Annotated in this window: 17 protein-coding genes; 16 read left to right on the forward strand and 1 reads right to left on the reverse strand. The window is 42.8% G+C overall.

Going from position 1 to position 23,456, the window contains the following annotated elements; all coding sequences use genetic code 11:
- Nucleotides 1-85: 85 nt before the first annotated feature.
- The 5 genes from K1I61_RS00400 to K1I61_RS00420 all read left to right on the forward strand — a co-directional run bounded on the left by K1I61_RS00400 (nt 86) and on the right by K1I61_RS00420 (nt 5,455).
- A complete protein-coding gene (locus K1I61_RS00400; protein WP_223332614.1) occupies nt 86-1,219 on the forward strand; it encodes an amidohydrolase family protein in 1,134 nt (377 codons plus the stop codon).
- Between the two features lie 179 nt (nt 1,220-1,398).
- A protein-coding gene (gene prfB / locus K1I61_RS00405; protein ID WP_100249482.1) for a peptide chain release factor 2 occupies nt 1,399-2,494 on the forward strand; the annotation gives its coding sequence in 2 pieces (ribosomal slippage) (nt 1,399-1,470 and nt 1,472-2,494; 1,095 coding nt in all).
- Nucleotides 2,495-2,509: 15 nt separating this feature from the next.
- Nucleotides 2,510-3,202 (forward strand): cell division ATP-binding protein FtsE, encoded by a 693-nt coding sequence (gene ftsE / locus K1I61_RS00410; protein ID WP_004251332.1) that lies wholly within the window; start codon nt 2,510-2,512, stop codon nt 3,200-3,202.
- On the forward strand, nt 3,195-4,121 hold the full coding sequence (gene ftsX, locus K1I61_RS00415; RefSeq protein WP_223332616.1) for a permease-like cell division protein FtsX: 927 nt from the start codon (nt 3,195-3,197) through the stop codon (nt 4,119-4,121). Before ftsE ends, ftsX begins: the two co-directional genes overlap by 8 nt.
- A 179-nt stretch (nt 4,122-4,300) precedes the next feature.
- The gene (locus K1I61_RS00420) at nt 4,301-5,455 is read left to right on the forward strand and encodes an MFS transporter (protein WP_223332617.1); all 1,155 of its coding nucleotides are present in this window, start codon (nt 4,301-4,303) and stop codon (nt 5,453-5,455) included.
- Nucleotides 5,456-5,496: 41 nt separating this feature from the next.
- Here K1I61_RS00420 and K1I61_RS00425 read toward each other — a convergent pair whose 3' ends face one another.
- Nucleotides 5,497-6,117, reverse strand: coding sequence for a TVP38/TMEM64 family protein (locus tag K1I61_RS00425; protein WP_223332618.1), 621 nt, complete (start codon nt 6,115-6,117; stop codon nt 5,497-5,499).
- 136 nt (nt 6,118-6,253) lie between these two features.
- Between K1I61_RS00425 and K1I61_RS00430 the strand changes: the two genes are divergently transcribed.
- The 11 genes from K1I61_RS00430 to cysE all read left to right on the forward strand — a co-directional run bounded on the left by K1I61_RS00430 (nt 6,254) and on the right by cysE (nt 23,449).
- Nucleotides 6,254-8,899, forward strand: a complete 2,646-nt coding sequence (locus tag K1I61_RS00430; RefSeq protein WP_223332619.1) for a DEAD/DEAH box helicase family protein — start codon at nt 6,254-6,256, stop codon at nt 8,897-8,899.
- Nucleotides 8,900-9,029: 130 nt separating this feature from the next.
- Nucleotides 9,030-12,092: a type I restriction endonuclease gene (locus tag K1I61_RS00435; protein WP_223332620.1), complete on the forward strand. Its 3,063-nt coding sequence runs from the start codon at nt 9,030-9,032 to the stop codon at nt 12,090-12,092.
- The gene (locus tag K1I61_RS00440) at nt 12,092-13,696 is read left to right on the forward strand and encodes an HsdM family class I SAM-dependent methyltransferase (protein ID WP_223332621.1); all 1,605 of its coding nucleotides are present in this window, start codon (nt 12,092-12,094) and stop codon (nt 13,694-13,696) included. Before K1I61_RS00435 ends, K1I61_RS00440 begins: the two co-directional genes overlap by 1 nt.
- Nucleotides 13,689-14,843, forward strand: a complete 1,155-nt coding sequence (locus tag K1I61_RS00445; protein WP_223332622.1) for a restriction endonuclease subunit S — start codon at nt 13,689-13,691, stop codon at nt 14,841-14,843. The genes K1I61_RS00440 and K1I61_RS00445 overlap by 8 nt, the downstream gene beginning before the upstream one ends.
- 186 nt (nt 14,844-15,029) lie before the next feature.
- On the forward strand, nt 15,030-16,019 hold the full coding sequence (locus K1I61_RS00450) for a Fic family protein (RefSeq protein WP_223332623.1): 990 nt from the start codon (nt 15,030-15,032) through the stop codon (nt 16,017-16,019).
- A gap of 68 nt (nt 16,020-16,087) precedes the next feature.
- Nucleotides 16,088-16,492, forward strand: coding sequence for a YbgA family protein (locus K1I61_RS00455; RefSeq protein ID WP_223332625.1), 405 nt, complete (start codon nt 16,088-16,090; stop codon nt 16,490-16,492).
- Nucleotides 16,476-16,838 (forward strand): TIGR02328 family protein, encoded by a 363-nt coding sequence (locus K1I61_RS00460; RefSeq protein WP_223332626.1) that lies wholly within the window; start codon nt 16,476-16,478, stop codon nt 16,836-16,838. Before K1I61_RS00455 ends, K1I61_RS00460 begins: the two co-directional genes overlap by 17 nt.
- 243 nt (nt 16,839-17,081) lie before the next feature.
- Nucleotides 17,082-19,331, forward strand: coding sequence for a 5-methyltetrahydropteroyltriglutamate--homocysteine S-methyltransferase (gene metE, locus K1I61_RS00465; RefSeq protein WP_223332628.1), 2,250 nt, complete (start codon nt 17,082-17,084; stop codon nt 19,329-19,331).
- 62 nt (nt 19,332-19,393) lie between these two features.
- Nucleotides 19,394-20,254: a methylenetetrahydrofolate reductase [NAD(P)H] gene (metF, locus tag K1I61_RS00470; RefSeq protein ID WP_036753042.1), complete on the forward strand. Its 861-nt coding sequence runs from the start codon at nt 19,394-19,396 to the stop codon at nt 20,252-20,254.
- A gap of 340 nt (nt 20,255-20,594) precedes the next feature.
- Nucleotides 20,595-22,817 (forward strand): polyribonucleotide nucleotidyltransferase, encoded by a 2,223-nt coding sequence (gene pnp, locus K1I61_RS00475; protein WP_223332630.1) that lies wholly within the window; start codon nt 20,595-20,597, stop codon nt 22,815-22,817.
- Nucleotides 22,818-22,831: 14 nt separating this feature from the next.
- Nucleotides 22,832-23,449 (forward strand): serine O-acetyltransferase, encoded by a 618-nt coding sequence (gene cysE / locus K1I61_RS00480; RefSeq protein WP_004251281.1) that lies wholly within the window; start codon nt 22,832-22,834, stop codon nt 23,447-23,449.
- Nucleotides 23,450-23,456: the final 7 nt, after the last annotated feature.

Genomic DNA, 23,456 nt, shown 5'->3' on the forward strand with positions numbered 1-23,456 from the left:
AAAAGTTGCCTTCGGGTGACTTTTTTGTTACAATAGCTAGAAAAATTATCCCGTATGAATACTTATATAGAAAAGGAGCCTAGGGATGAAAGTCTTTCAGCATGTAAATATCGTGACTTGTGACCAAGATTTCCACGTCTATCTAGATGGGATTTTGGCTGTCAAAGAATCCCAAATCGTCTATGTCGGTCAGGAAAATCAAGAGATTCTTAAACAAGCAGATCAAATCATAGACTATCATGGTGCCTGGATTATGCCTGGCTTGGTTAACTGCCATACTCACTCTGCCATGACAGGCTTGAGAGGCATTCGTGATGATAGCAATCTCCACGAATGGCTAGAGGACTATATCTGGCCAGCAGAAGCAGAATTCACACCAGAGATGACTACAAAGGCCGTCAAAGAGGCACTAACAGAGATGCTCCAGTCAGGAACGACAACTTTCAATGATATGTACAATCCTAATGGAGTGGATATAGCTGAGATTTATGAGGCAGTCAAGGAGTCCAAGATGCGGTGCTATTTTTCTCCAACCCTCTTTTCTTCAGATGTGGAGACGACGGCTGAAACTATAGCCAGAACTCGAGCGGTTATCGAGACAATCAGAGGATATCAAGACCCAAATTTCAAGGTGATGGTGGCTCCTCATTCGCCCTACAGTTGTAGTCGAGATTTGTTGGAGGCAAGTCTTGAGCTAGCAAAAGAAGAAAACATTCCTCTTCATATCCATGTTGCAGAAATTACCCGCTTGGCAGATTCGCAAGTCGCTATCGCTCACAATCCTATCAGCAACCTCAAACTAGCCTCAGGAATTGCACCAGTCGTCCAACTTCAAAAGGCAGGAGTAGCAGTTGGTATTGCGACGGACTCAGTTGCTTCTAACAATAACCTGGATATGTTTGAGGAAGGGCGGACTGCAGCACTCTTACAGAAAATGAAGAGTGGTGATGCTAGCCAATTTCCAATCGAAACTGCCCTCAAGGCCCTGACCATTGAAGGAGCCAAGGTGTTAGGAATGGAAGATGAGATTGGTAGTCTAGAAGTTGGCAAGCAAGCTGATTTTCTCGTTATTCAGCCCCAAGGCAAAATCCATCTCCAACCCCAAGAAAACATGCTATCTCACCTCGTTTATGCCGTCAAATCCAGTGATGTTAATGATGTCTATATCGGAGGGGAACAAGTCGTCAAGGACGGACAAGTTTTGACAGTTACACTGTAAAAATAAGCATAAACAATCACAATCTCATGAGAAATTTCTTGTGAGATTTTTAAAATTTTGCTAGAAATCAGGCGAGTAGATGTCTTGCAGAAATATATTGATACTAAATTAGAAAAACACCGATTAGATAAATAAAAAAAATTATGGTATAATAATAAAATGCAAAAAAAGGAGTATCTATGGACATTTCAGAAATTCGTCAAAAAATTGACGCAAATCGTGAAAAATTAGCTTCTTTCAGGGGGTCTCTTTGACCTCGAAGGTTTAGAGGAAGAGATTGCCATTTTGGAAAACAAAATGACAGAACCTGATTTTTGGAACGATAATATTGCGGCCCAAAAAACGTCGCAAGAATTAAACGAACTCAAAAATACCTATAATACCTTCCACAAGATGGATGAGTTGCAGGATGAAGTTGAGATTTTATTGGACTTTTTGGCAGAGGATGAATCCGTTAAGGATGAGTTGGTTGAAAAACTCGATGAGTTAGATCAGATGATGACTAGCTACGAAATGACCCTTCTCTTGTCAGAGCCTTACGATCACAACAACGCCATCCTTGAAATCCATCCTGGTTCTGGGGGGACAGAGGCTCAAGACTGGGGCGATATGCTCCTTCGTATGTATACTCGCTATGGAAATGCCAAAGGCTTCAAGGTTGAGGTCTTGGACTACCAAGCAGGTGATGAGGCAGGAATCAAGTCAGTAACCTTGTCTTTTGAAGGACCAAATGCCTATGGTCTTCTCAAGTCAGAGATGGGAGTTCACCGTTTGGTCCGTATTTCACCATTTGACTCTGCTAAACGTCGCCACACCTCATTTACTTCTGTAGAAGTTATGCCAGAGTTGGATGATACCATCGAAGTTGACATCCGTGAGGATGATATCAAGATGGATACCTTCCGTTCAGGTGGAGCAGGTGGACAAAACGTCAACAAGGTTTCAACAGGTGTCCGCTTGACTCACATTCCGACAGGAATCGTCGTAGCATCAACCGTCGACCGTACTCAGTACGGAAACCGTGACCGTGCTATGAAGATGCTTCAGGCAAAACTCTACCAGATGGAGCAGGAAAAGAAAGCTGCTGAGGTAGACTCGCTCAAGGGTGAGAAAAAGGAAATTACATGGGGAAGCCAAATCCGCTCCTATGTATTTACGCCTTATACAATGGTAAAAGACCATCGTACCAACTTTGAAGTAGCGCAAGTAGATAAGGTAATGGATGGAGACCTAGATGGTTTCATCGATGCTTATCTGAAATGGCGTATCAGTTAAAAGAAAGGAAGTCACATGTCAATCATTGAAATGAGAGATGTTGTCAAAAAATACGACAACGGGACAACAGCCCTACGTGGCATCACTGTAAATATCGATGCAGGAGAATTTGCCTACATCGTAGGACCTTCAGGTGCTGGTAAATCAACTTTTATCCGTGCCTTGTATCGTGAGGTCAAAATCGACAAAGGAAGCTTGCAAGTTGCAGGTTATAACCTCGTTAAGATTAAAAAGAAAGATATTCCGTTCTTGCGTAGAAACGTTGGAGTAGTCTTTCAGGATTACAAACTTTTGCCAAAGAAAACCGTTTATGAGAACATTGCTTACGCCATGGAGGTTGTTGGTGAAAGTCGTCGCAACATCAAAAAACGTGTTATGGAAGTCTTGGACCTTGTCGGTTTGAAGCACAAGGTTCGTTCATTCCCGAATGAACTTTCAGGTGGTGAGCAACAACGTATCGCCATTGCGCGTGCTATCGTAAACAATCCTAAGGTTTTGATTGCCGACGAACCAACAGGAAACTTGGACCCAGATAACTCATGGGAAATCATGAACCTCTTGGAACGTATCAATCTTCAAGGAACAACTGTTTTGATGGCGACCCACAACAGCCAAATCGTAAATACCTTGCGCCACCGCGTTATTGCCATCGAGAATGGTCGCGTGGTACGTGATGAAGCGAAAGGAGAGTACGGATACGATGATTAGTAGATTTTTCCGCCATCTGTTCGAAGCTTTAAAGAGTTTAAAGCGTAATGGATGGATGACCATTGCTGCCATCAGTTCAGTAATGATTACCTTGACCTTGGTTGCTATCTTTGCTTCAGTTATTTTTAACACTGCGAAATTAGCAACTGATATTGAAAACAACGTCCGCGTCATGGTTTATGTTCGTAAAGACGTTGAAGACAACAGTGAAACCATTGTAAAAGAAGGCCAAACAGTCACGAACAATGACTACCACAAGGTCTATAACGCCCTTAAAGCTCTGCCAGCTGTAAAAAATGTAACTTTCTCAAGTAAAGAAGAGCAGTACCAAAAGCTGACTGAAACGATGGGTGATGAGTGGAAGGTATTTGAAGGAGATGCAAACCCTCTTCATGATGCCTACATCGTAGATACCAATTCACCAAGTGATGTAAAACCTGTAGCTGAAGAAGCTAAGAAAATCGAAGGTGTCTCTGAAGTTCAAGACGGTGGTGCCAATACCGAACGTCTCTTCAAGTTGGCTTCCTTCATCCGTGTATGGGGATTGGTCATCGCAGGACTCTTGATCTTCATCGCAGTCTTCTTGATTTCAAATACCATCCGTATTACTATCATTTCACGTAGCCGTGAAATCCAAATCATGCGTTTGGTTGGTGCAAAAAACGGTTATATCCGTGGCCCATTCTTGCTAGAAGGTGCCTTTATCGGATTGTTGGGAGCAGCTCTTCCATCAGCATTGGTTTACTTTATCTATAACCGAGTGTTCCAATCTGTCAACCCATCCTTGGTTGGTCAAAACCTATCTTTGATTACACCGAATACCTTTATTCCATTGATGATTGGTCTCTTGTTCCTCATCGGAATCTGTATCGGTTCACTAGGTTCAGGAATCTCAATGCGTCGATTCTTGAAAATCTAAGTCACATAACTGGATAAAACACATAAAAAAGTGGGATGTCATCAAGACTTCACAGCTCTTGATGCCCCGCTTTTTCTTTTGGTCTTGGTGCTCAGTCGCTTGCCAATTTTGGCTAAAGAGTGTATGATAGGGAAGGACCTTTTTACTAATATGAAAAATGAACAATGAATGAGGAAAAGATGAAACAATTTTTGGAAAAAGTGAGCATACTATCCCTATCGTTAGTATTGATCACATCGTTTTCAATTTCTAGTGCCCTACCCGCCATGTTTGACTATTATCAGGGCTATTCGACTGGTCAGGTCGAACTCTTGGTCAGCCTCCCATCCTTTGGGATTATGGCCATGCTTTTATTAAACGGAGTTCTAGAGCGTATTTTTCCTGAACGTCTCCAGTTGACCTTGGGACTCTTGATTTTATCCATCAGTGGAACTGCACCTTTCTGGTATCAGGGCTATTACTTTGTCTTTGCGACACGCTTGCTATTTGGGCTTGGAGTAGGAATGCTCAATGCCAAGGCTATTTCAATCATCAGTGAACGTTACCACGGCAAAACTCGTATCCAAATGCTTGGTTTTCGTGGGTCTGCCGAAGTCGTAGGAGCATCCATCTTGACTTTGGCAGTTGGTCAGCTCTTAGCCTTTGGCTGGACAGCAACCTTCCTAGCCTATGCAGCTGGTCTAGTAGTTCTCGTACTCTTCCTTCTCTTTGTCCCTTACAACAAGGAAGAAATTCACGAGTCCAAGCATCAGACAGAAGAAGCAACGAAACTGACTCGTTCCATGCTCCAATTGATTTTCTTCCTTGCTATTGCAGCCGCAGTGATTGTATGTACCAATACTGCTATCACCTTCCGCATCCCTAGTCTTATGATTGAGGCAGGGTTTGGAGATGCTCAGTTGTCCAGTTTGGTACTTAGTGCCATGCAGTTGATTGGGATTCTAGCTGGAATCAGCTTTTCTTTCTTGATTTCGACCTTCAAGGAAAGACTTCTATTGGTCGCTGGTGTCACTTTTGGTATCGGGCAAATCATCATTGCTCTTTCCCCATCACTCTGGGTGGTGGTTGCAGGTTCTATCCTGGGAGGATTTGCCTACAGTATCGCTCTGACGACAGTCTTTCAGTTGATATCTGAACGAATTCCTGCAAAACTCCTCAACAAAGCAACTTCCTATGCTGTTTTGGGATGTTCTTTTGGAGCATCATTAACACCCTTCGTTCTTTCAGGGATTGGCTTGGTGACTACAGATGGTCGAATGACCTTCATCATTCTAGGAGCATGGATGATTGCTACATCAGTGCTTGTTTCCCTTTTATTGAAAAAAGAAGCCTAACAAAGAAAAACTCAAGGATGAATCCTTGAGTTTTTTGTGTATTAGCCAAACATCTGCCAAAAGTAATCGATGATATAGGTCAAGCCATAAGTGTAAACGACCAGGGTAAAGGGTTTGGTCAGGATGATAATGGTCATATACCGCTTGAAGCTCATCTTGGTCAAAGCAGCCAACATGCAGAGAAAATCAGCTGGACTAACTGGCCAAATCATCATAAAGATAAAGAATCGATCAAAGCGATTGCCCTCATCCAGCCAACCGATATACTTGTCATAGGTGCGCTTGCTGACCATGGATTGGACAAAGGGTGCTCCGTAGAGACGCACCAGATAAAAGATAATAGCACAACCAATGACAATACCGATATAGTTGTAAATGGTCCCGATGATATGCCCGTAGATAAAGACACCTGCAACGGAGGTTAGAGCTCCTGGAATGATAGGAACAACCGTCTGCAAAATCTGTAAAAAGATAAAGAGTGGTGGCCCCCAGATACCAGCCTGTTGGATAAATTCAGATAGGGTCTCTTTTGATTGCAAGATTCCCGCCTGATAGGCCCAGATACAGAAAATCAAAGTACCGACACCGCCTGCTATAGATGAAATATTGATAACTTGCTGCAGCAGGGGAGAGACAGCTTTCATTTGTTTATCGGATGACATGTAAACTCCTCGCGAATAGTATGATTCTACTATACCATATTTTAGAGAGAAAGACTACATGGGATACTTCGTGTGACTTTGCCTCAAGTATGGTAAAATGGGAATAAGAAAATGACAGCTTAGAATGAGGAAAATCATGTTAGGATTGAAGTTTAATGGCACTTGGCGCAACTACCAAAAACAGGTATTGGACAATTTCCAAGAATACCAAGCAGATGGTCATGTCCACTTGGTTGCAGCGCCAGGTTCAGGGAAAACAACCATAGGAATCGAGTTGATTGCTCGCTTTGATAGGCCTGCCCTCGTTTTGGTACCGACGGTGACCATCCGGGAACAATGGGTGGATAGGATTCGCCAAGCCTTTTTAGAGGATGAGAACCAGGTCACAAGTCTCGTGTCTCAAAATCTCAAGGACATGAAGCAAATCACCATCGCCACCTACCAAGCTTTTCACAGTGCTATGCAACAGGTACAATCTCAAGAAGATAACGGCGAGGTTGAGGACTTTGTAGGCTTTGACCTACTTGCCAGACTCAAGGATAGGGGTGTGGAAACCCTCTGTCTGGACGAATGCCATCACTTGAGAAATGAATGGTGGAAAAGCTTAGAAGACTTCCGTAAAAACTATCCGCAACTGCAAGTCATCTCTCTCACTGCGACACCGCCTTATGACAGTGAACCAGAACTCTGGGATCGCTATCTCCAGATGTGTGGCGAGATTGACCAAGAAATCACGGTGCCGGAACTGGTCAAGGAAGACACTCTTTGCCCTCATCAGGACTTTGTCTATATCTGTTTTCCGACTAAGGAAGAGGACAAGCGCTTGGAAGAGTTTGAGGATACCAAGTGGCAGTATGTCAGCCAACTAGTCGTTGATCCTGACTTCCAAGACTTGATTCGGAGTTCCAAAGTTCTCAAAGGGGAAATCTCTGCGGATATGCTCCTTGAGGATCCCAAGTACCTCTCAGCACTCCTCATTTATCTACAGGCTCAAAAGCTGGAAATCCCCAAGTATCTACGAGATTTACTAGGTGCTGAAGGCTTGCCTTCTCTTAATTACTACTGGCTAGAAGTTCTCTTGCAAGGCCTTCTCTATCAGACTCCTGACTGGTATGAGGATCCGCAGGAGACAAAGAAAAAGATAGAAGCAGAACTGAAATCAAGAGGGCTAATCGAAAAACGTCAGGTTTTCTTGGTCAAATCCAAGGCCAATGACCAAATCCTCAACCAATCTCTAGGAAAATTGGCTGGCATCGCATCTATTTTTGAAACCGAGTATGCCAGTCTAGGAAAGGACTTGAGGCAGTTGGTCTTGGCGGACTATATCCGTAAGGACTTTGCCAGTTATCTGGGAGATGACCAAGCCCCAATCACGCAATTAGGTGTCCTCCCTTATTTTGAAACTATTCGCAGAAGTGCACAAAAGCAAGGCTTGTCTGTCCCCATAGCAGTCCTTTCTGGTAGTGTCGTGATCATACCTGCCAGTGTCAAGGCAGAACTCGAAGCACTCATCCCAAATACTAGCTTAAGCTTCTCTGCCATCGGAAAACTCGACCAAGGTTCTTATCTCCAAGTAGGCTTCCCATCCAGCTTTAAGGGGATGGTCGCAGCAGTGACCGAGCTCTTCCAACGTGGTTCTATCCAGGTCTTGGTCGGAACCAAGTCACTCTTGGGAGAAGGATGGGATGCGCCTTGCGTCAACTCTCTCATCCTAGGAAGTTTTGTCGGAAGCTTTATGCTGAGTAATCAGATGCGGGGCCGTGCTATCCGTATCTGGCCAGGACATCCAGATAAGACCAGCAATATCTGGCACCTAGTAGCCATCAAACCATACAAAAATCCAGCCTTTTCAAATGAAAATCAAGAAGAACAAGACCTCAATCCATATCAGGACCTGCAAACCCTTGCCCGTCGGATGGACCATTTCCTTGGCTTGTCCTATAAGGAAGATACCATCGAAACAGGTCTGGATCGCTTGAACTTTCCTGAGTTCCCATTTAAGAAAAAGAAACTCGAGGACTATAACGCGAAGATCATGGAACTATCCAAGGATCGCGCTTCCCTTCGTAAAAAATGGCAGGAATCTCTCATCGTTGCTGACAAGATTGAGATTGTCAATGAAGTGGCGACAGACAGCAAACGAATCCCTCTGCTTGCCCTAGCAGATGCTGAAAAGTGGCTTCGCTATGCTCTGATGGTATTTGCCATTAGTCTCCTAACCTATGTCTTTAGACTAACCTTATTTGCCTTGCCATGGTTGACAGCTCTTTGTGTCCTCTTCCTAGCTATCACAGCCTTTCGCTATTACAGCTACAAGAGTCCTTATAAACGCTTGCGCCAGATTGGTGAAGCTATTCGTAAGGTTATGGTGACTGCAGGGCATTTGTCTGATGATCAGTCGCGCGTGCAGGTCGATGAGGACAAGGAAAGCTTTAACGTCTTTGCCTATCTAAAAGGTGGCAGTATGCGAGACAAGGAACTTTTTTCCAAGGTCTTAGGAGAATTCTTTGCCCCAGTGGACAATCAACGCTACCTCTTAGTCGCTCAAAAAGCACCAGCAGGTCAGTCCAAGTATTTTGTAGTGCCTAGCCTCTTTGAAAAACGCAAGGAAGATGCCCAGCTCTTCCAAAATGCCGTCGCACCGCACATAGGCAACTACCAACTCGTCTACACCCGCAACGAAGCAGGCCGAAAAATCCTGCTTGAAGCCAGACTCAAATCCCTAGCCAACAAAAACGACCGCATCATCACTAAGAAAAAGGTTAAAAGTGCTTTGAAATAGAAGGAAGTGAGCGTTTTCTGTCTGGGATATGATATAATAATAGATAATTAAGAATTCGATAAATTGGAGAGATAGTCTGAAAGATATTGTTAGTAAAAATAGACAGTTCTGACTAGCAAAAGGAAGTTTTATGGCAAAGAGAAAAGATTTTTCTGAACTAACCAGGGTTCAAATCCCAGCAGCCTTGCATCTCATGCGTATGGGCTATACCTATCTTCCTCGCAATGGGAAGGAGATTGCAGAAAGAGATCCAGATACCAACATACTTGTATCTGTTTTTAAGGAGCAATTTTTAAAATTTAACAACTACTTGACAGAGTATGACTTTGAGAGAGAACTGGCCAATATCAAGTTGGAACTGGATCAAAACGACTTGGGGCGTTCTTTCTTTAAAAGTCTGCAAGGTCAGGAAGATGCCATTTATATTGACTGGGAGCATCCTGAAGCTAATACCTTCCATCTGGCGCTTGAAGTTACTTGTCAAAATGGTCAGGATGAATTTCGTCCGGATATCGTTATTTTTGTCAATGGTCTGCCTCTTTCTTATATCGAAGTGAAACAGCCAAATGCGATTCGTGATGGCAAGACTGGAATTCAGTCAGAGCAGGACAGAACCAGATACCGTTTTGAAAATCGTAAGTTCCGTCGTTTTAACAATATCACCCAGTTGATATCCTTATCTGATAACTTAGCGTATATCAGTGGACAAGGTCAGCAAAAACAGGGTTCTTATTACGGTTCAAACGCCTATTCAAAAACTAAATTTAATGCTTTCAAGGAAGAAAGAGAAGAAGATTTCCTTCATTCCCTTTCCCCTCTAACCGAGGACCAAATCGACTTTGTCCTAGAAGACATGAAGCGCTTTGCCCTCAAGTCCCAGCCAGAGTTTACAACAAACCTAAAACCTGATACACCTTGCAATACCTTTTTGTCTTCTTTGTACCAGAAGGAACGCTTGCTCTTTATGCTTCGTTTTGGTCTTGTCTATGTAGAAGAAGAGAGTAAGGACGGTCAGATGCAACTGCAGAAGCACGTCATGCGCTATCCTCAGTATTTTGCAACACGTGCTATCGAAGAAACAATTGCAAAAGGTGTTAAGAAAGGGGTTATCTGGCATACCCAAGGTTCAGGTAAGACTGCCTTGGCTTTCTTCAATATCCGCTATCTGACCGACTATTTCTCAAAACAGGGAATCGTCCCTCAGTTTTACTTTGTCGTCGATCGTCTGGACTTGGCAGACCAAGCCTTTAAGGAATTTACCAAACGTGGTCTCAAGGTTAAGCGCATCAACAATCCTCAAGAACTCAATCAAAAACAAGACGGATATGATGTGGCTGTTGTTAATATCCAGAAGTTTAAGGATGATTCAGACCTGACCGACCGTTCTGGCTATGATCTCAATCGTCAAAATATTTACTTTATCGATGAAGCCCACCGTTCATACAATGAACGTGGTTCCTACCTGCCAAATCTCTATCAGGCAGATACCAAAGCTATTAAGATTGCCTTGACTGGAACGCCATTGATCACCTATAAGAAAGATGGCAAGACCAAGGAAAGTCATGCGACTACACGTGATATCTTTGGGGACTATATCCACAAATATTACTACAACCAGTCTATCGATGACGGCTTTACCCTTCGCTTGATGCGAGAAGATATCGAGACTTCGTATAAAGATAATCTTAGATCTATCAACGAAGAAATTCAACGTGGAGGCTTGTCCAAGGAAGATATCTTTGCCCATCCGCATTATGTTGAGCCTATGTTGGACTTTATCATCGAGGACTTTAATCGTGCTCGTGATCTGGTCTTTGATGATCAGACCATCGGTGGTATGATTGTCTGTGATTCGTCCAAGCAGGCGCGTGAGCTTGAAAAGCAATTAGAAGAACGACGTCAAGCAGGCTCAACCACCTTGACTTCCGCTCTCATCCTCCATGATGAGGGAGACAAGGAAGAGAAGAAGGACAAGGTAGATGCCTACAAGGAAGGTAAGATTGACCTTATCATCGTCTACTCTATGCTCCTGACAGGTTTTGATGCACCTCGTCTAAAACGCCTCTACCTAGGGCGCAAGATCAAGGCTCACAATCTTTTGCAAACACTAACCCGTGTCAATCGTCCTTACAAGGACTACCTCTTTGGCTATGTCATTGACTTTGCGGATATTTCCAAGGAGTTTGACAAGACCAATCGTGCCTATCTGGAAGAGCTCAATCAAGAATATGATACGGCGCTAACAGGAGAAAATGGCGAGGATGTTTTTGGTTCTCTCTTTGTGTCAGCAGATGAGATTTCGCAAGAGTTGAGCAAGACCGAGCATATCCTCATCGACTATCCAACGGACAATCTAGAGTACTTCTCCCAAGCCATCAACGACATCAAGGATAAGAAGCAGTTAATCGATCTTCGTAAGGCCTTGGAGTCTATCAAGCAGTACTATAATATCGCCCGTCTCCTCGGCTACCAACACCTACTCCAGCAGATTGACATTGCTCAGATTGCAACCCTGCTCAATGTCCTCTCTAGACGGATGCTGACGCTATCTCTGATCGATAAACCAGACGATTTCTCCAGTAGGACTCTCTTAAATCTTGCCATGTCTGAAACTAGCTTTAGCTTTGTCAAGATTGCAGAAGAAGAACTTCGTCTAGCAGCCAATGACCTGGAAGACTTGAAACGTCGAGTTGCAAGTGGTATTAAGAACCAACGTGATGAGAAAGATCCTGAGTGGGTCTCTCTCTACGAAGAATTCCAGCGCATCATGAAAAAACACCTGATCCATGGCCAAGAAGGCTTCACCATGGAGAATATCAAAGAAACCCAAAAAGACTATGAAGAACTCTTTAAGTCCGTGGAGGACTATCATACTCGTATGAGACGCCTAACCATGAACTTTAATGGAGATGAGATGGCAGCTCGTTCCTACAAACACGTGACTAACTCGACTATGGTCAGCGAGTTTCCTGCTATTTACCATGTCATCAAGGGTTCTAAAGTCAGACTAGACCGTAAAATCGGTCAAAACCAAGGAGTGCTCGATAATGAGGACTTTCTTAAGAAGATGATTCGAGAAGAAGCTCGGATTGAAATGAAAACCAACCAATCTGCAAGTAGTTTGACAAGAGAGGATTTTAATTATATCGTCGAGTCACTATTTGAAGGATATGAAGAGGAATACCAACACTAATGAATGAAACATACAAAGTCCAAGTCCAAGGCTTGGTAGATGATTTGAAAGCCGTCTTTACCCACGCGGGATTAGGAGGAGAAGCGGGTGAATACAAACTCCTCACCCAGTCCTTCCTCTACAAATTTTTAAACGACAAGTTTTTGTATCAAGCCAAGGTCCTAGATGAATCCAACACCTATGAAAACTTGTTGGCTATGAGTGAGGAAGATTATGACTGGCTTTTGGAGGATATTGGTACTAGCACGGCTTGGCTCAAGCCTAACCAGTTGATCGAGACCCTCCACCGTCAGCAAAATGAGTCGAGTTTCTACGAAACTTTTGAGAACACACTCAACCAAATCGCTATTGACAATAACGATATCTTCTCAGTGCATACGGATGGGGATACTGCCATTCGTCTTTTTGATGAACGTTTGATTACGGATACCATCTCAGATAGCAGTAAGCGTAATGAAGTCGCAAAGGCCATCATCAATCTTCTTGCACGCGTTAAGTTTGATGAGAGCATTTTTTCACAAGGTTTTGACTTTTTCTCAACCCTCTTTGAGTACATGATCAAGGACTACAACAAAGATGGTGGTGGCAAGTATGCTGAGTACTACACGCCTCACTCTGTGGCTAAGATTATCGCGGATATCTTGGTGGGAGATGATAAGCCTCAAAACGTGCGCATCTATGACCCATCAGCTGGTTCTGGAACCTTGCTTATGAACTTGGCTAGTCGTATCGGTGTAGACAAGACCACTGTCTATAGTCAGGATATCTCGCAAAAATCATCGAATCTCCTCCGTCTCAATCTGATCTTGAATGGCCTTCAACACTCCATTCACAATATCGTACAGGGAAATACTATCATCGCCAACCGTCATTCTGAAAAGATGGACTATATCGTGTCCAACCCTCCTTTCAAGCTGGACTTTTCAGAGTGGCGTGACCAAGTGGAGACCTTGCCAGAGGCTAGTGAACGCTTCTTTGCAGGTGTGCCAAAGGTTCCAGCTAAGTCTAAGGACAAGATGGCGATTTATGAGCTCTTTGTCCAGCATATCATCTACTCCTTGAAGCCAGATGGTCAAGCAGCTGTTGTCTTGCCGACAGGTTTTATCACAGCCCAGTCAGGGATTGACAAGACCATCCGCCAACACTTGGTGGACAACCAAATGCTGGCAGGTGTCGTTTCCATGCCGTCCAATATCTTTGCGACGACAGGTACCAACGTCTCTATTCTCTTTATCGATAAGAAAAACAAGGGGGATGTCGTCCTGATCGACGCCTCAAACCTCGGAACTAAGGTCAAGGAAGGCAAGAACCAAAAGACTGTCCTTTCTCCTGAAGAAGAGCAGAAGATCGTCGAGACCTTTATCAAGAAAGAAGCCGTCGAGGACTTTTCTGTCACCGTCTCTTATGAGGACATCAAGGAGAAAAACTACTCTCTCAGCGCAGGCCAATACTTTGACATCAAGATTGACTATGTAGATATCACAGCAGAAGAGTTTGACGCCAAAATGACCGCCTTTCAAAACAAACTCTCTGACCTCTTCCAGCAATCGCATGCACTGGAGCAGGAGATTGAAGAGCAAATGAAGGGGATTAAGTATGAGTGAGTTTGTTAGTTTATTAAAGACTTGTGAAATTACGACTGGGAAATTAGATTCGAATGCGATGGTTAATGGGGGAAAGTATCCATTTTTTACTTGTGCACCTAATCCCTTATCTATCAATACTTACAGTTTTGATGATGATGTTATTCTTCTTGCTGGTAATAATGCCTCTGGAAAGTTTCACTGTCAAAGATATACAGGGAAATTTGATGCTTATCAACGAACTTATGTCATTACAGCAAAAAATAACTTTAATATAGATTATATCTATTATTATTTAAAAATGAATCTTTTATCTTTTTCAAAAAAGGCTCAGGGTTCGCAGACAAAATTTCTTACAATGAAAATTCTTAATGATTTTGTAATTAAGAATATTAGTTTAGATAATCAAATTAAGATATCATCTGTTTTAAAAAATATTGACCAAAAAATCCAAATCAACAACCAAATCAACCAAGAGTTGGAAGCCATGGCAAAGACCCTCTATGACTACTGGTTTGTGCAGTTTGATTTCCCAGACCAGAATGGCAAACCCTACAAATCATCAGGCGGAAAGATGGTCTATAACCCAGAACTCAAACGCGAAATCCCAGAGGGGTGGGGAGTTGAGAATCTTTTTAATGTCGCAGAAGTTCAGTATGGCTATCCTTTTAGTACTGATTATTTTAATAGTACCGGCGAAGGTGTTCCGGTGATTAGAATTAGAGACATTCTTGGAAATGATACCACTAATTATTCTACAGAAGAAGTAGAAGATAAATATAAAATTAATGTTGGTGATGTTTTAATTGGTATGGATGGGAATTTCCATATGAATTATTGGATTAAAGAGGATTGTTATCTTAATCAACGAGTTGTAAAAGTAAATAGTGATAAATTACCTAATATGGTACTTAAATATCAGATTGAACCTTTTATCAAATTGAGAGAAAAATCAGTCTCAAGAACAACAGTAGGTCATTTAAGTGATAAAGACTTAAAAGCAATCAATGTTATTCTACCTAAAGAGAAGTATTTATCTCCAATTTTTGAAAGGTTTGAAAATATATTAAAGAATATAATCATCAATCAACAACAAAACCAAGAACTCACCCAACTGCGCGATTGGCTCTTGCCAATGCTGATGAATGGACAGGTGAAGGTGGAGTAGAGGAATCTAAACTAAAAGAGATTTGCATGTTTGGAAAATAAATTTCTGCTAGAGTCTATATCTATTCCAACAGGTTTTATAGCTTTGTAAGAAACGACAATTGACAGGGAATCCTAACTAGTTTAATGTGGTAGAATAGATAGAATGTAAAGATTTTACTTGAAGATTTACTTAGAAAGGAAGAGCATGACCCCCAACTATAAAATAACAGAAGAAATATTGAATCTCGTGCAGAAGATTTCTGAGTTGGCGACTCAGCTTTCTTTCGAAACGAGGGAATTACACCTACGCAAGGAAAATCGGATTCGCTCCATCCAGTCTTCCCTTGCCATTGAGAATAATAGTCTTTCTTTGGAGCAGGTGACAGATGTTATAGAGGGAAAAAGAGTTTTAGGCCCTCTTAAGGATATCCATGAGGTCCAAAATGCTTATGAAGCTTATGAGAAGGTTTTTCGCTTAAATCCATATAGTATAGATGATTTTTTATTAGCTCATCGATTGTTGACCCAGGATTTGGTCAAGCATCCAGGACAATTTCGATTAGGAGATGTTGGTGTTTTTGATGGAGCAGGGAAAGTTGTTCACCTTGGAGCGAGACCCCAGTTTGTTCCTAATCTGGTATCGGATTTATTTGCTTGGGCTGAGTCCAGCCATATATCTGATATTGTCAAATCTTGTATCGTGCATTTTGAGTTAGAAATTATTCATCCTTTTGAGGATGGGAACGGTCGTATGGGTCGGATGTGGCAAAGCCTAATTTTGAGTAGATGGAATCCGTTATTTGAGTGGCTTCCTGTCGAGTCTGTTATTTACCGACATCAGTCAGGATATTACCAAGCCTTAACAGAGAGTAATGAAGCCAATGATTCTACTAGATTTATCCAATTTATGCTTGAAGCGATTTTAGAAACCTTGCTTGATTATGGTCAGCAAAAAATTGATAGTAGGAACAAGTCGGTTAAAGTGCTTTTGAAACCACGTGAGTTAGCTATTTTTGAAAAAATAGAGTCTTATCTTATAGAGCATTATCAGATAACAAATGCAATTGCACAAGAACTAACAGGTTTAAGTGCGGCAACCATGCGTCGTTATCTCCAACTATTTGTAAATCAAGGTTTATTAGAAAAATCAGGAACTACAAAAAACACTATTTATTCGCTCATATTCCGCTCATAATTCGCTCATTTTATAGATATAACTTTGTTTCCGTATTTCCTGGGAACTAGTAGAAAGTTAGGAGAAATATGGAAAACAACAGCCAACGTGCCCTTTGTCAGCAACTCTGGGCGGAAAATAAGTACCTTGTTTTGAGCCATTCCAGCAATATTTACAAGGACATTCGCCAGTATCTCAAGCAAGAAGTGGTGGAGCTGAGTCAGGTTCAAGAGATGATTGACCGTGCCTGCCAGATTCCAGAACACAGGGGTCAGGTTTGCAACGCTTTTCAGCATATTTGGGGCTATTTTAAAAAGCAAGCCAGCCTTAACGAGCGCAGAGATTATATGCTCTTGTTGGATCGCTACCGCTTTGGTCAAGCTTCCAAGGAAGACTTGATTGCTCAGACGAAAGATTTGCTTGAACGATACCCAAATGCATATCTGCAACATTCTACCTTGCTGGAAGGAGACTCCCATGAGACTTTGGCATGAGGCTTTGATTTCACAGCTTCCCCGTCCTCAGCTCTTGGGGCAGCATCGAGAGTGCTGTGCCCTTCGTGGCAATGGTTGGGGCAGAAAACATGCGACGGTGGACTATGTTTTTACCCACTCGCCCTATCGTCTCTATGCCTATCATGACTTGATCATGGGGGAGATGGAGCGTCGTGGCTACAATGTCAGTCCGGAGTGGCTGGACAAGAACTACCGGGGCAAGACCTGCCCTCCTTATCAAGACTTAGCAGAGGAAAAGCTGAACAGTCCTATCTATAGCGAGCATGACCATGCCTACTATGAGGAGTGTCTGGCTAATCTCCGTGAAAAGGGGATCAACCTATAGTCTTTTCTAATACCAAGCCATAGGTAGCTTTCAATTCAATATTTTTTTGCGCAGAACACAGCAACCTTGAAAGCCTACTAATCTTTATCTATCAAAGGATTTGGGGAATCTTCTCCAAATCTTTTTTTGTCTTTTAAATCGAGATATAGTTTCAAACTATATCAAAGCCTAATTTTTTACAATTATACAGACAGTTTCTTTTCTGTTAAGATAGTTTCAACAACAATTTTTGGAGGACAAAACATGTCAACTACAATTATCGGTTTCCCTCGTTTGGGTGAATTCCGCGAATTAAAATTTACAACTGAAAAATACTTTAGAAAAGAAATCTCAGAAGAAGAACTCTTGGCTGCTGCTAAAGAATTGCGCGCTAAACACTGGAATATCGTCAAAGAAAAAGGCATCACTGAAATCCCATCAAATGACTTTTCTCACTATGACAACTTCCTAGATGCTGCTTTCCTTTTCAACGTAGTTCCTGCATCTGTTCAAAACTTGGAATTGTCTGATCTTGAACGTTACTTTGCATTAGGACGTGGTTACCAAGGGGAAAAAGGGGATGTTCGTGCCCTTCCGATGAAGAAATGGTTCAACACCAACTATCACTACATCGTTCCTAAATTTGAAAAAGACACTCAAGTAAAATTAGCAGGTCACAAGATCTTTGATGAGTTCCAAGAAGCTAAAGAACTTGGTCTTAACACTCGTCCTGTCCTTGTAGGTCCATTCACTTTCCTTCAATTGTCAGACTATGAAGAAGGCGTGAAAGCAGAAGACTTCGTAGATAGCTTAGTAGCTGCTTACCAAGATGTTTTTGCTAAATTGGCTGAACTTGGTGCAACTCGTATCCAACTCGATGAAGCTGCTCTTGTCAAAGATTTGACAGAAGAAGAAAAAGCTCTCTTCTTGAACCTTTACAACAAATTGTTGGCTGACAAGAAAGGCCTTGAAGTCTTGCTTCAAACATACTTCGGTGACGTTCGTGACGTTTACGCTGACCTTGTGAAATTGCCAGTAGATGCGATCGGTCTTGACTTCGTTGAAGGTAAGAAAACTCTTGAACTCGTTAAAGGTGGATTCCCAGCTGACAAGACTCTTTATGCAGGTATTGTCAATGGTAAGAACATCTGGCGTAACAACTACGAAAAGAGCTTGGCTGTTCTTGAGCAAATCCCTGCTGAAAACATTGTTTTGACAAGCTCATGCTCACTTCTTCATGTGCCATTTACAACTGCTAACGAAGAATTTGAACCAGCTATCTTGAACCATTTTGCATTTGCAGTTGAAAAATTGGATGAAATCCGTGACTTGGATGCTATCCGCAACGGTCAAGGGGCAGAAGCTCTTGCAGCAAACAAAGAACTCTTTGCGACTGAACGTGTTGGTAAAAATGCTGAACTTCGTGCTCGTATCGCTGGATTGACAGACGCAGACTACACTCGTTTGCCAGCCTTTGCTGAACGTGAAGCTATCCAAGAAGATGCCTTCAAACTTCCAGCTCTTCCAACAACAACAATCGGTTCATTCCCTCAAACTAAGGAAGTTCGTGCTAAACGTTTGGCCTTCCGTAAGGCTGAATTGTCACAAGAAGAATACGATGCCTTCCTTGCTGAAACTATCGACGAATGGATCAAATGGCAAGAAGAAGTTGGATTTGACGTGCTTGTACACGGTGAATTCGAACGTAATGACATGGTTGAGTACTTCGGTCAAAACTTGTCAGGTTACCTCTTCTCTAAGAATGGTTGGGTACAATCATACGGTATGCGTGGGGTTAAACCACCAATCATCTGGGGAGATGTGACTCGTCTCAACCCAATCACTGTAAAATGGTCTAGCTATGCACAAAGCCGTACTGATAAACCTGTTAAAGGTATGTTGACTGGACCTGTTACCATCCTTAACTGGTCATTCCCACGTGAAGACATCTCTATCAAGGATTCTACTCTTCAAATCGCTCTTGCAATCAAGGATGAAGTTCTTGACCTTGAAGCTGCAGGCGTGAAAATCATCCAAATCGACGAGGCTGCTCTTCGTGAGAAATTGCCACTCCGTCGTAGCGACTGGTACGAAGACTACCTTGACTGGGCTATTCCAGCCTTCCGCTTGGTACACTCAACAGTAGCACCAGATACACAAATCCACACTCACATGTGTTACTCAGAATTTACAGATATCATCCCAGCTATCGACAACATGGATGCAGACGTTATCTCATTTGAAGCTAGCCGTTCAAATCTTGAAATCTTGGACGAACTCAAAGCTCAAAACTTCCAGACAGAAGTGGGTCCTGGAGTTTACGATATCCACTCTCCTCGTGTGCCTAACGAAGGCGAAATCGACCACACCATCGAAGCCATCCTTGCCAAAGTACCAAGCAAGAAAGTATGGATCAACCCTGACTGTGGTTTGAAAACACGTGGTATCCCAGAAACGAAAGAAAGCTTGATCCGCCTTGTAGACGCTGCGAAAGCTGCACGTGAGAAATTGTAAGAAAAGACAATTCTCTCTACACGGTTGATCAGTAAGAAATCAACTAGAAAAGGTTCATACATATGTCACGTCAAACACCGTCCCTCTCATTTGAAGTTTTCCCTCCAAACCCAGAAGTAGGCAATGACAAAATTATTGCAGCCCTGAAAGACATGCAGGGCTTGGCACCACACTTCATCAGTGTAACTGCTAGTAATAATAAATTTAATATCAAAGAGACGACGGTTCGTTTGGCAGACTATATCCAAAATGACTTGGAGATCCCAACCATTGCTCACTTGCCAGCTATCTATTTGACTAAGGATAAGGTGGCTGAGACCATTGCGGATTTGGATAAAGTTGGTGTTCAGAAAATCTTGGCTCTTCGTGGGGATATCATTCCAGGTGTTGAGCCACAGAAGGATTTCCGTTACGCCACAGACTTGATTGAGTTTATCACTGAACAGGCGCCACACTTTGATATTATTGGAGCTTGTTACCCAGAAGGGCACCCGGATTCGCCAAACCAAATCTCAGATATCCAAAATCTCAAGAAAAAAGTGGATGCAGGCTGTTCAAGTCTTGTCACTCAGCTATTCTTTGACAATGAGCGTTTCTACGATTTCCAAGACAAGTGTACCTTGGCAGGGATTGATGTTCCTATTCATGCAGGGATTATGCCAATCCTCAATCGTAACCAAGCGCTTCGTCTCTTGAAGACTTGTGAGAATATCCATCTCCCACGTAAATTTAAGGCTATCTTGGACAAGTATGAGAATGACCCTGAGTCACTCAGAGCAGCAGGACTTGCCTATGCCGTAGACCAAATCGTTGACTTGGTAACGCAAGACGTAGCAGGCGTGCATCTCTACACCATGAACAATGCAGACACTGCTCAGTACATCCACCAAGCAACCCATGCCTTGTTCAATCACCAACCTTAAAATAATCAAAAGCAAACCATTCTTCTTTTCATAGCAGAATGGTTCCTTTTTTATAGAAAAGACCGTACTTTTTAAGAAAAATATGATAAAATAGACTCTGTACGTACTTGATACAAAGATGAGGGTATTTAGGTTATTAAGGTTGCAAAAACTCAACTCTAAATGTCCAAAATATCATGAGTAATTGAACACGCCTACAACTCTGTGGAAAAAGATAAATCTACCTAGGAGCATTCGCTCCGTCGTTCGATTTCCTATTTTCCTTTGAGTTGCTTAACGGCTTAGTATCTTGATTTTTGTAGGCAAGGCGTATAATTTTATCAATCCAAAGGGGATTAAAATGACAAAACAAGTGTTTCAAACGACTTTTGCGGGTCGTGAGTTGATCGTAGAGACTGGTCAGGTTGCTAAGCAAGCAAATGGCTCTGTTGTCGTTCGTTACGGTGAGTCAACTGTCTTGACTGCTGCCGTTATGTCTAAGAAGATGGCAACTGGGGATTTCTTCCCACTCCAAGTTAACTACGAAGAAAAAATGTACGCAGCTGGGAAGTTTCCAGGTGGCTTTATGAAACGTGAAGGACGTCCTTCGACAGACGCGACTTTGACTGCCCGTTTGATTGACCGTCCAATTCGTCCCATGTTTGCGGAAGGTTTCCGTAATGAAGTACAAGTCATCAATACAGTTCTTTCTTACGATGAAAATGCATCTGCACCAATGGCAGCTATGTTTGGTTCATCATTGGCCTTGTCTATCTCAGATATTCCATTTGACGGACCAATCGCTGGGGTACAAGTAGGTTATGTAGATGGTGAAATCATCATCAACCCAACTCAAGAACAAGCAGAGCAATCGCTTCTTGAATTGACAGTAGCAGGTACTAAGCACGCTATCAACATGGTAGAGTCTGGTGCCAAAGAATTATCAGAAGAAATCATGTTGGAAGCTCTTCTTAAAGGACACGAAGCTGTTAAAGAATTGATTGCCTTCCAAGAAGAAATCGTTGCAGCAGTTGGTAAAGAAAAAGCAGAAGTTGAATTGCTTCATGTCGATGCTGACTTGCAAGCTGAAATCATCGCAGCCTACAACAGCGACCTTCAAAAAGCGGTCCAAGTAGAAGAAAAATTGGCTCGTGAAGCTGCAACTCAAGCAGTAAAAGACCAAGTAACAGCAGTCTACGAAGAAAAATATGCAGACCACGAAGAATTTGACCGTATCATGCGTGATGTGGCTGAAATCTTGGAACAAATGGAACACGCAGAAGTGCGCCGTTTGATCACAGAAGACAAGGTTCGTCCTGATGGTCGTAAGGTCGATGAAATCCGTCCTTTGGATGCGGTTGTTGACTTCGTTCCCCGTGTGCACGGTTCAGGTCTCTTTACTCGTGGACAAACTCAGGCTCTTTCTATCTTGACTTTGGCGCCAATGGGTGAAACTCAAATCATCGATGGTTTGGATCCAGAGTACAAGAAACGCTTTATGCACCACTATAACTTCCCACAATACTCTGTAGGGGAAACTGGACGTTACGGTGCACCAGGTCGTCGTGAAATTGGTCACGGTGCTCTTGGTGAGCGTGCTCTTGCTCAAGTATTGCCAAGCTTGGAAGAATTCCCATACGCTATCCGCCTAGTAGCAGAAGTCTTGGAATCAAACGGTTCTTCATCTCAAGCCTCTATCTGTGCCGGCACTCTTGCCCTTATGGCTGGTGGTGTGCCAATCAAGGCACCAGTAGCAGGGATTGCTATGGGTCTCATCTCAGATGGTAACAACTATACAGTATTGACAGATATCCAAGGTTTGGAAGACCACTTTGGAGACATGGACTTTAAGGTTGCAGGTACTCGTGATGGGATTACAGCCCTTCAAATGGATATCAAGATTCAAGGGATTACTGCAGAAATCTTGACAGAAGCTCTTGCTCAAGCCAAGAAAGCTCGTTTTGAAATCCTTGATGTGATCGAAGCAACTATTCCAGAAGTTCGTCCAGAATTGGCTCCAACTGCACCGAAAATTGATACCATCAAGATTGATGTGGATAAGATCAAGATTGTCATCGGTAAAGGTGGAGAAACCATCGATAAGATCATCGCTGAAACGGGCGTTAAGATTGATATCGACGAAGAAGGTAACGTATCTATCTACTCTAGCGACCAAGATGCCATCAACCGTGCTAAAGAAATCATTGCTGGTTTGGTTCGTGAAGCCAAAGTGGACGAAGTCTACCATGCCAAAGTTGTTCGTATCGAGAAATTTGGTGCCTTTGTCAACCTCTTTGACAAGACAGATGCCCTCGTACACATCTCTGAAATGGCTTGGACTCGTACTAATAATGTAGAAGATTTAGTTCAAATTGGTGATTTTGTAGATGTGAAGGTTATTAAGATCGATGAAAAAGGTCGTGTAGATGCTTCTATGAAGGCACTCTTGCCACGTCCGCCAAAACCTGAACGTTCAGAAGAAAAAGGGGATAAAGGTCATCGTCATGGCGATCGTCCTCGTCACCACCACAAGGACCACAAACCTAAGAAAGAAACTACAGAAACACCAAAAGACTCAGAATAAGAAAGGAGAAATGTATGGGATGGTGGCGTGAAACCATTGATATCGTAAAAGAAAATGATCCAGCGGCTCGCACTACCTTGGAAGTCTTGCTGACCTATCCGGGTGTCAAAGCCTTGGCTGCTCACCGTCTCTCTCATTTTCTCTGGAAACATGGCTTTAAGCTTTTAGCTCGTATGCACAGCCAGTTTTGGCGTTTTTGGACGCAGATAGAGATTCACCCTGGTGCTCAGATCGAATCAGGTGTCTTTATTGACCATGGAGCAGGACTTGTGATTGGGGAGACAGCTATCGTTGAAAAAGGTGTTCTTCTCTACCACGGAGTGACTCTCGGTGGGACAGGTAAGGATAGTGGCAAACGCCATCCGACCGTTCGTAAAGGAGCTCTTATCTCTGCTCATGCCCAAGTTATCGGACCTGTAGAAATCGGTGAAAATGCCAAAGTCGGTGCCGCTGCGGTTGTTGTAGCAGATGTTCCTAGTGATGTGACGGTTGTCGGCATTCCTGCTAAGATTGTCCGAGTTCACGGGCAAAAGGATGAACCAACCATTCACGAAGTCGAAGAAAAACGTGAATACTACGTCAATAAACTTGAGCATGCTAGAGAAGCCAGTCACAGGTCGTCTGGTTTGTAATGAGAAG

Source organism: Streptococcus infantis, assembly GCF_019929665.1.
Taxonomy (GTDB): domain Bacteria; phylum Bacillota; class Bacilli; order Lactobacillales; family Streptococcaceae; genus Streptococcus; species Streptococcus infantis_H.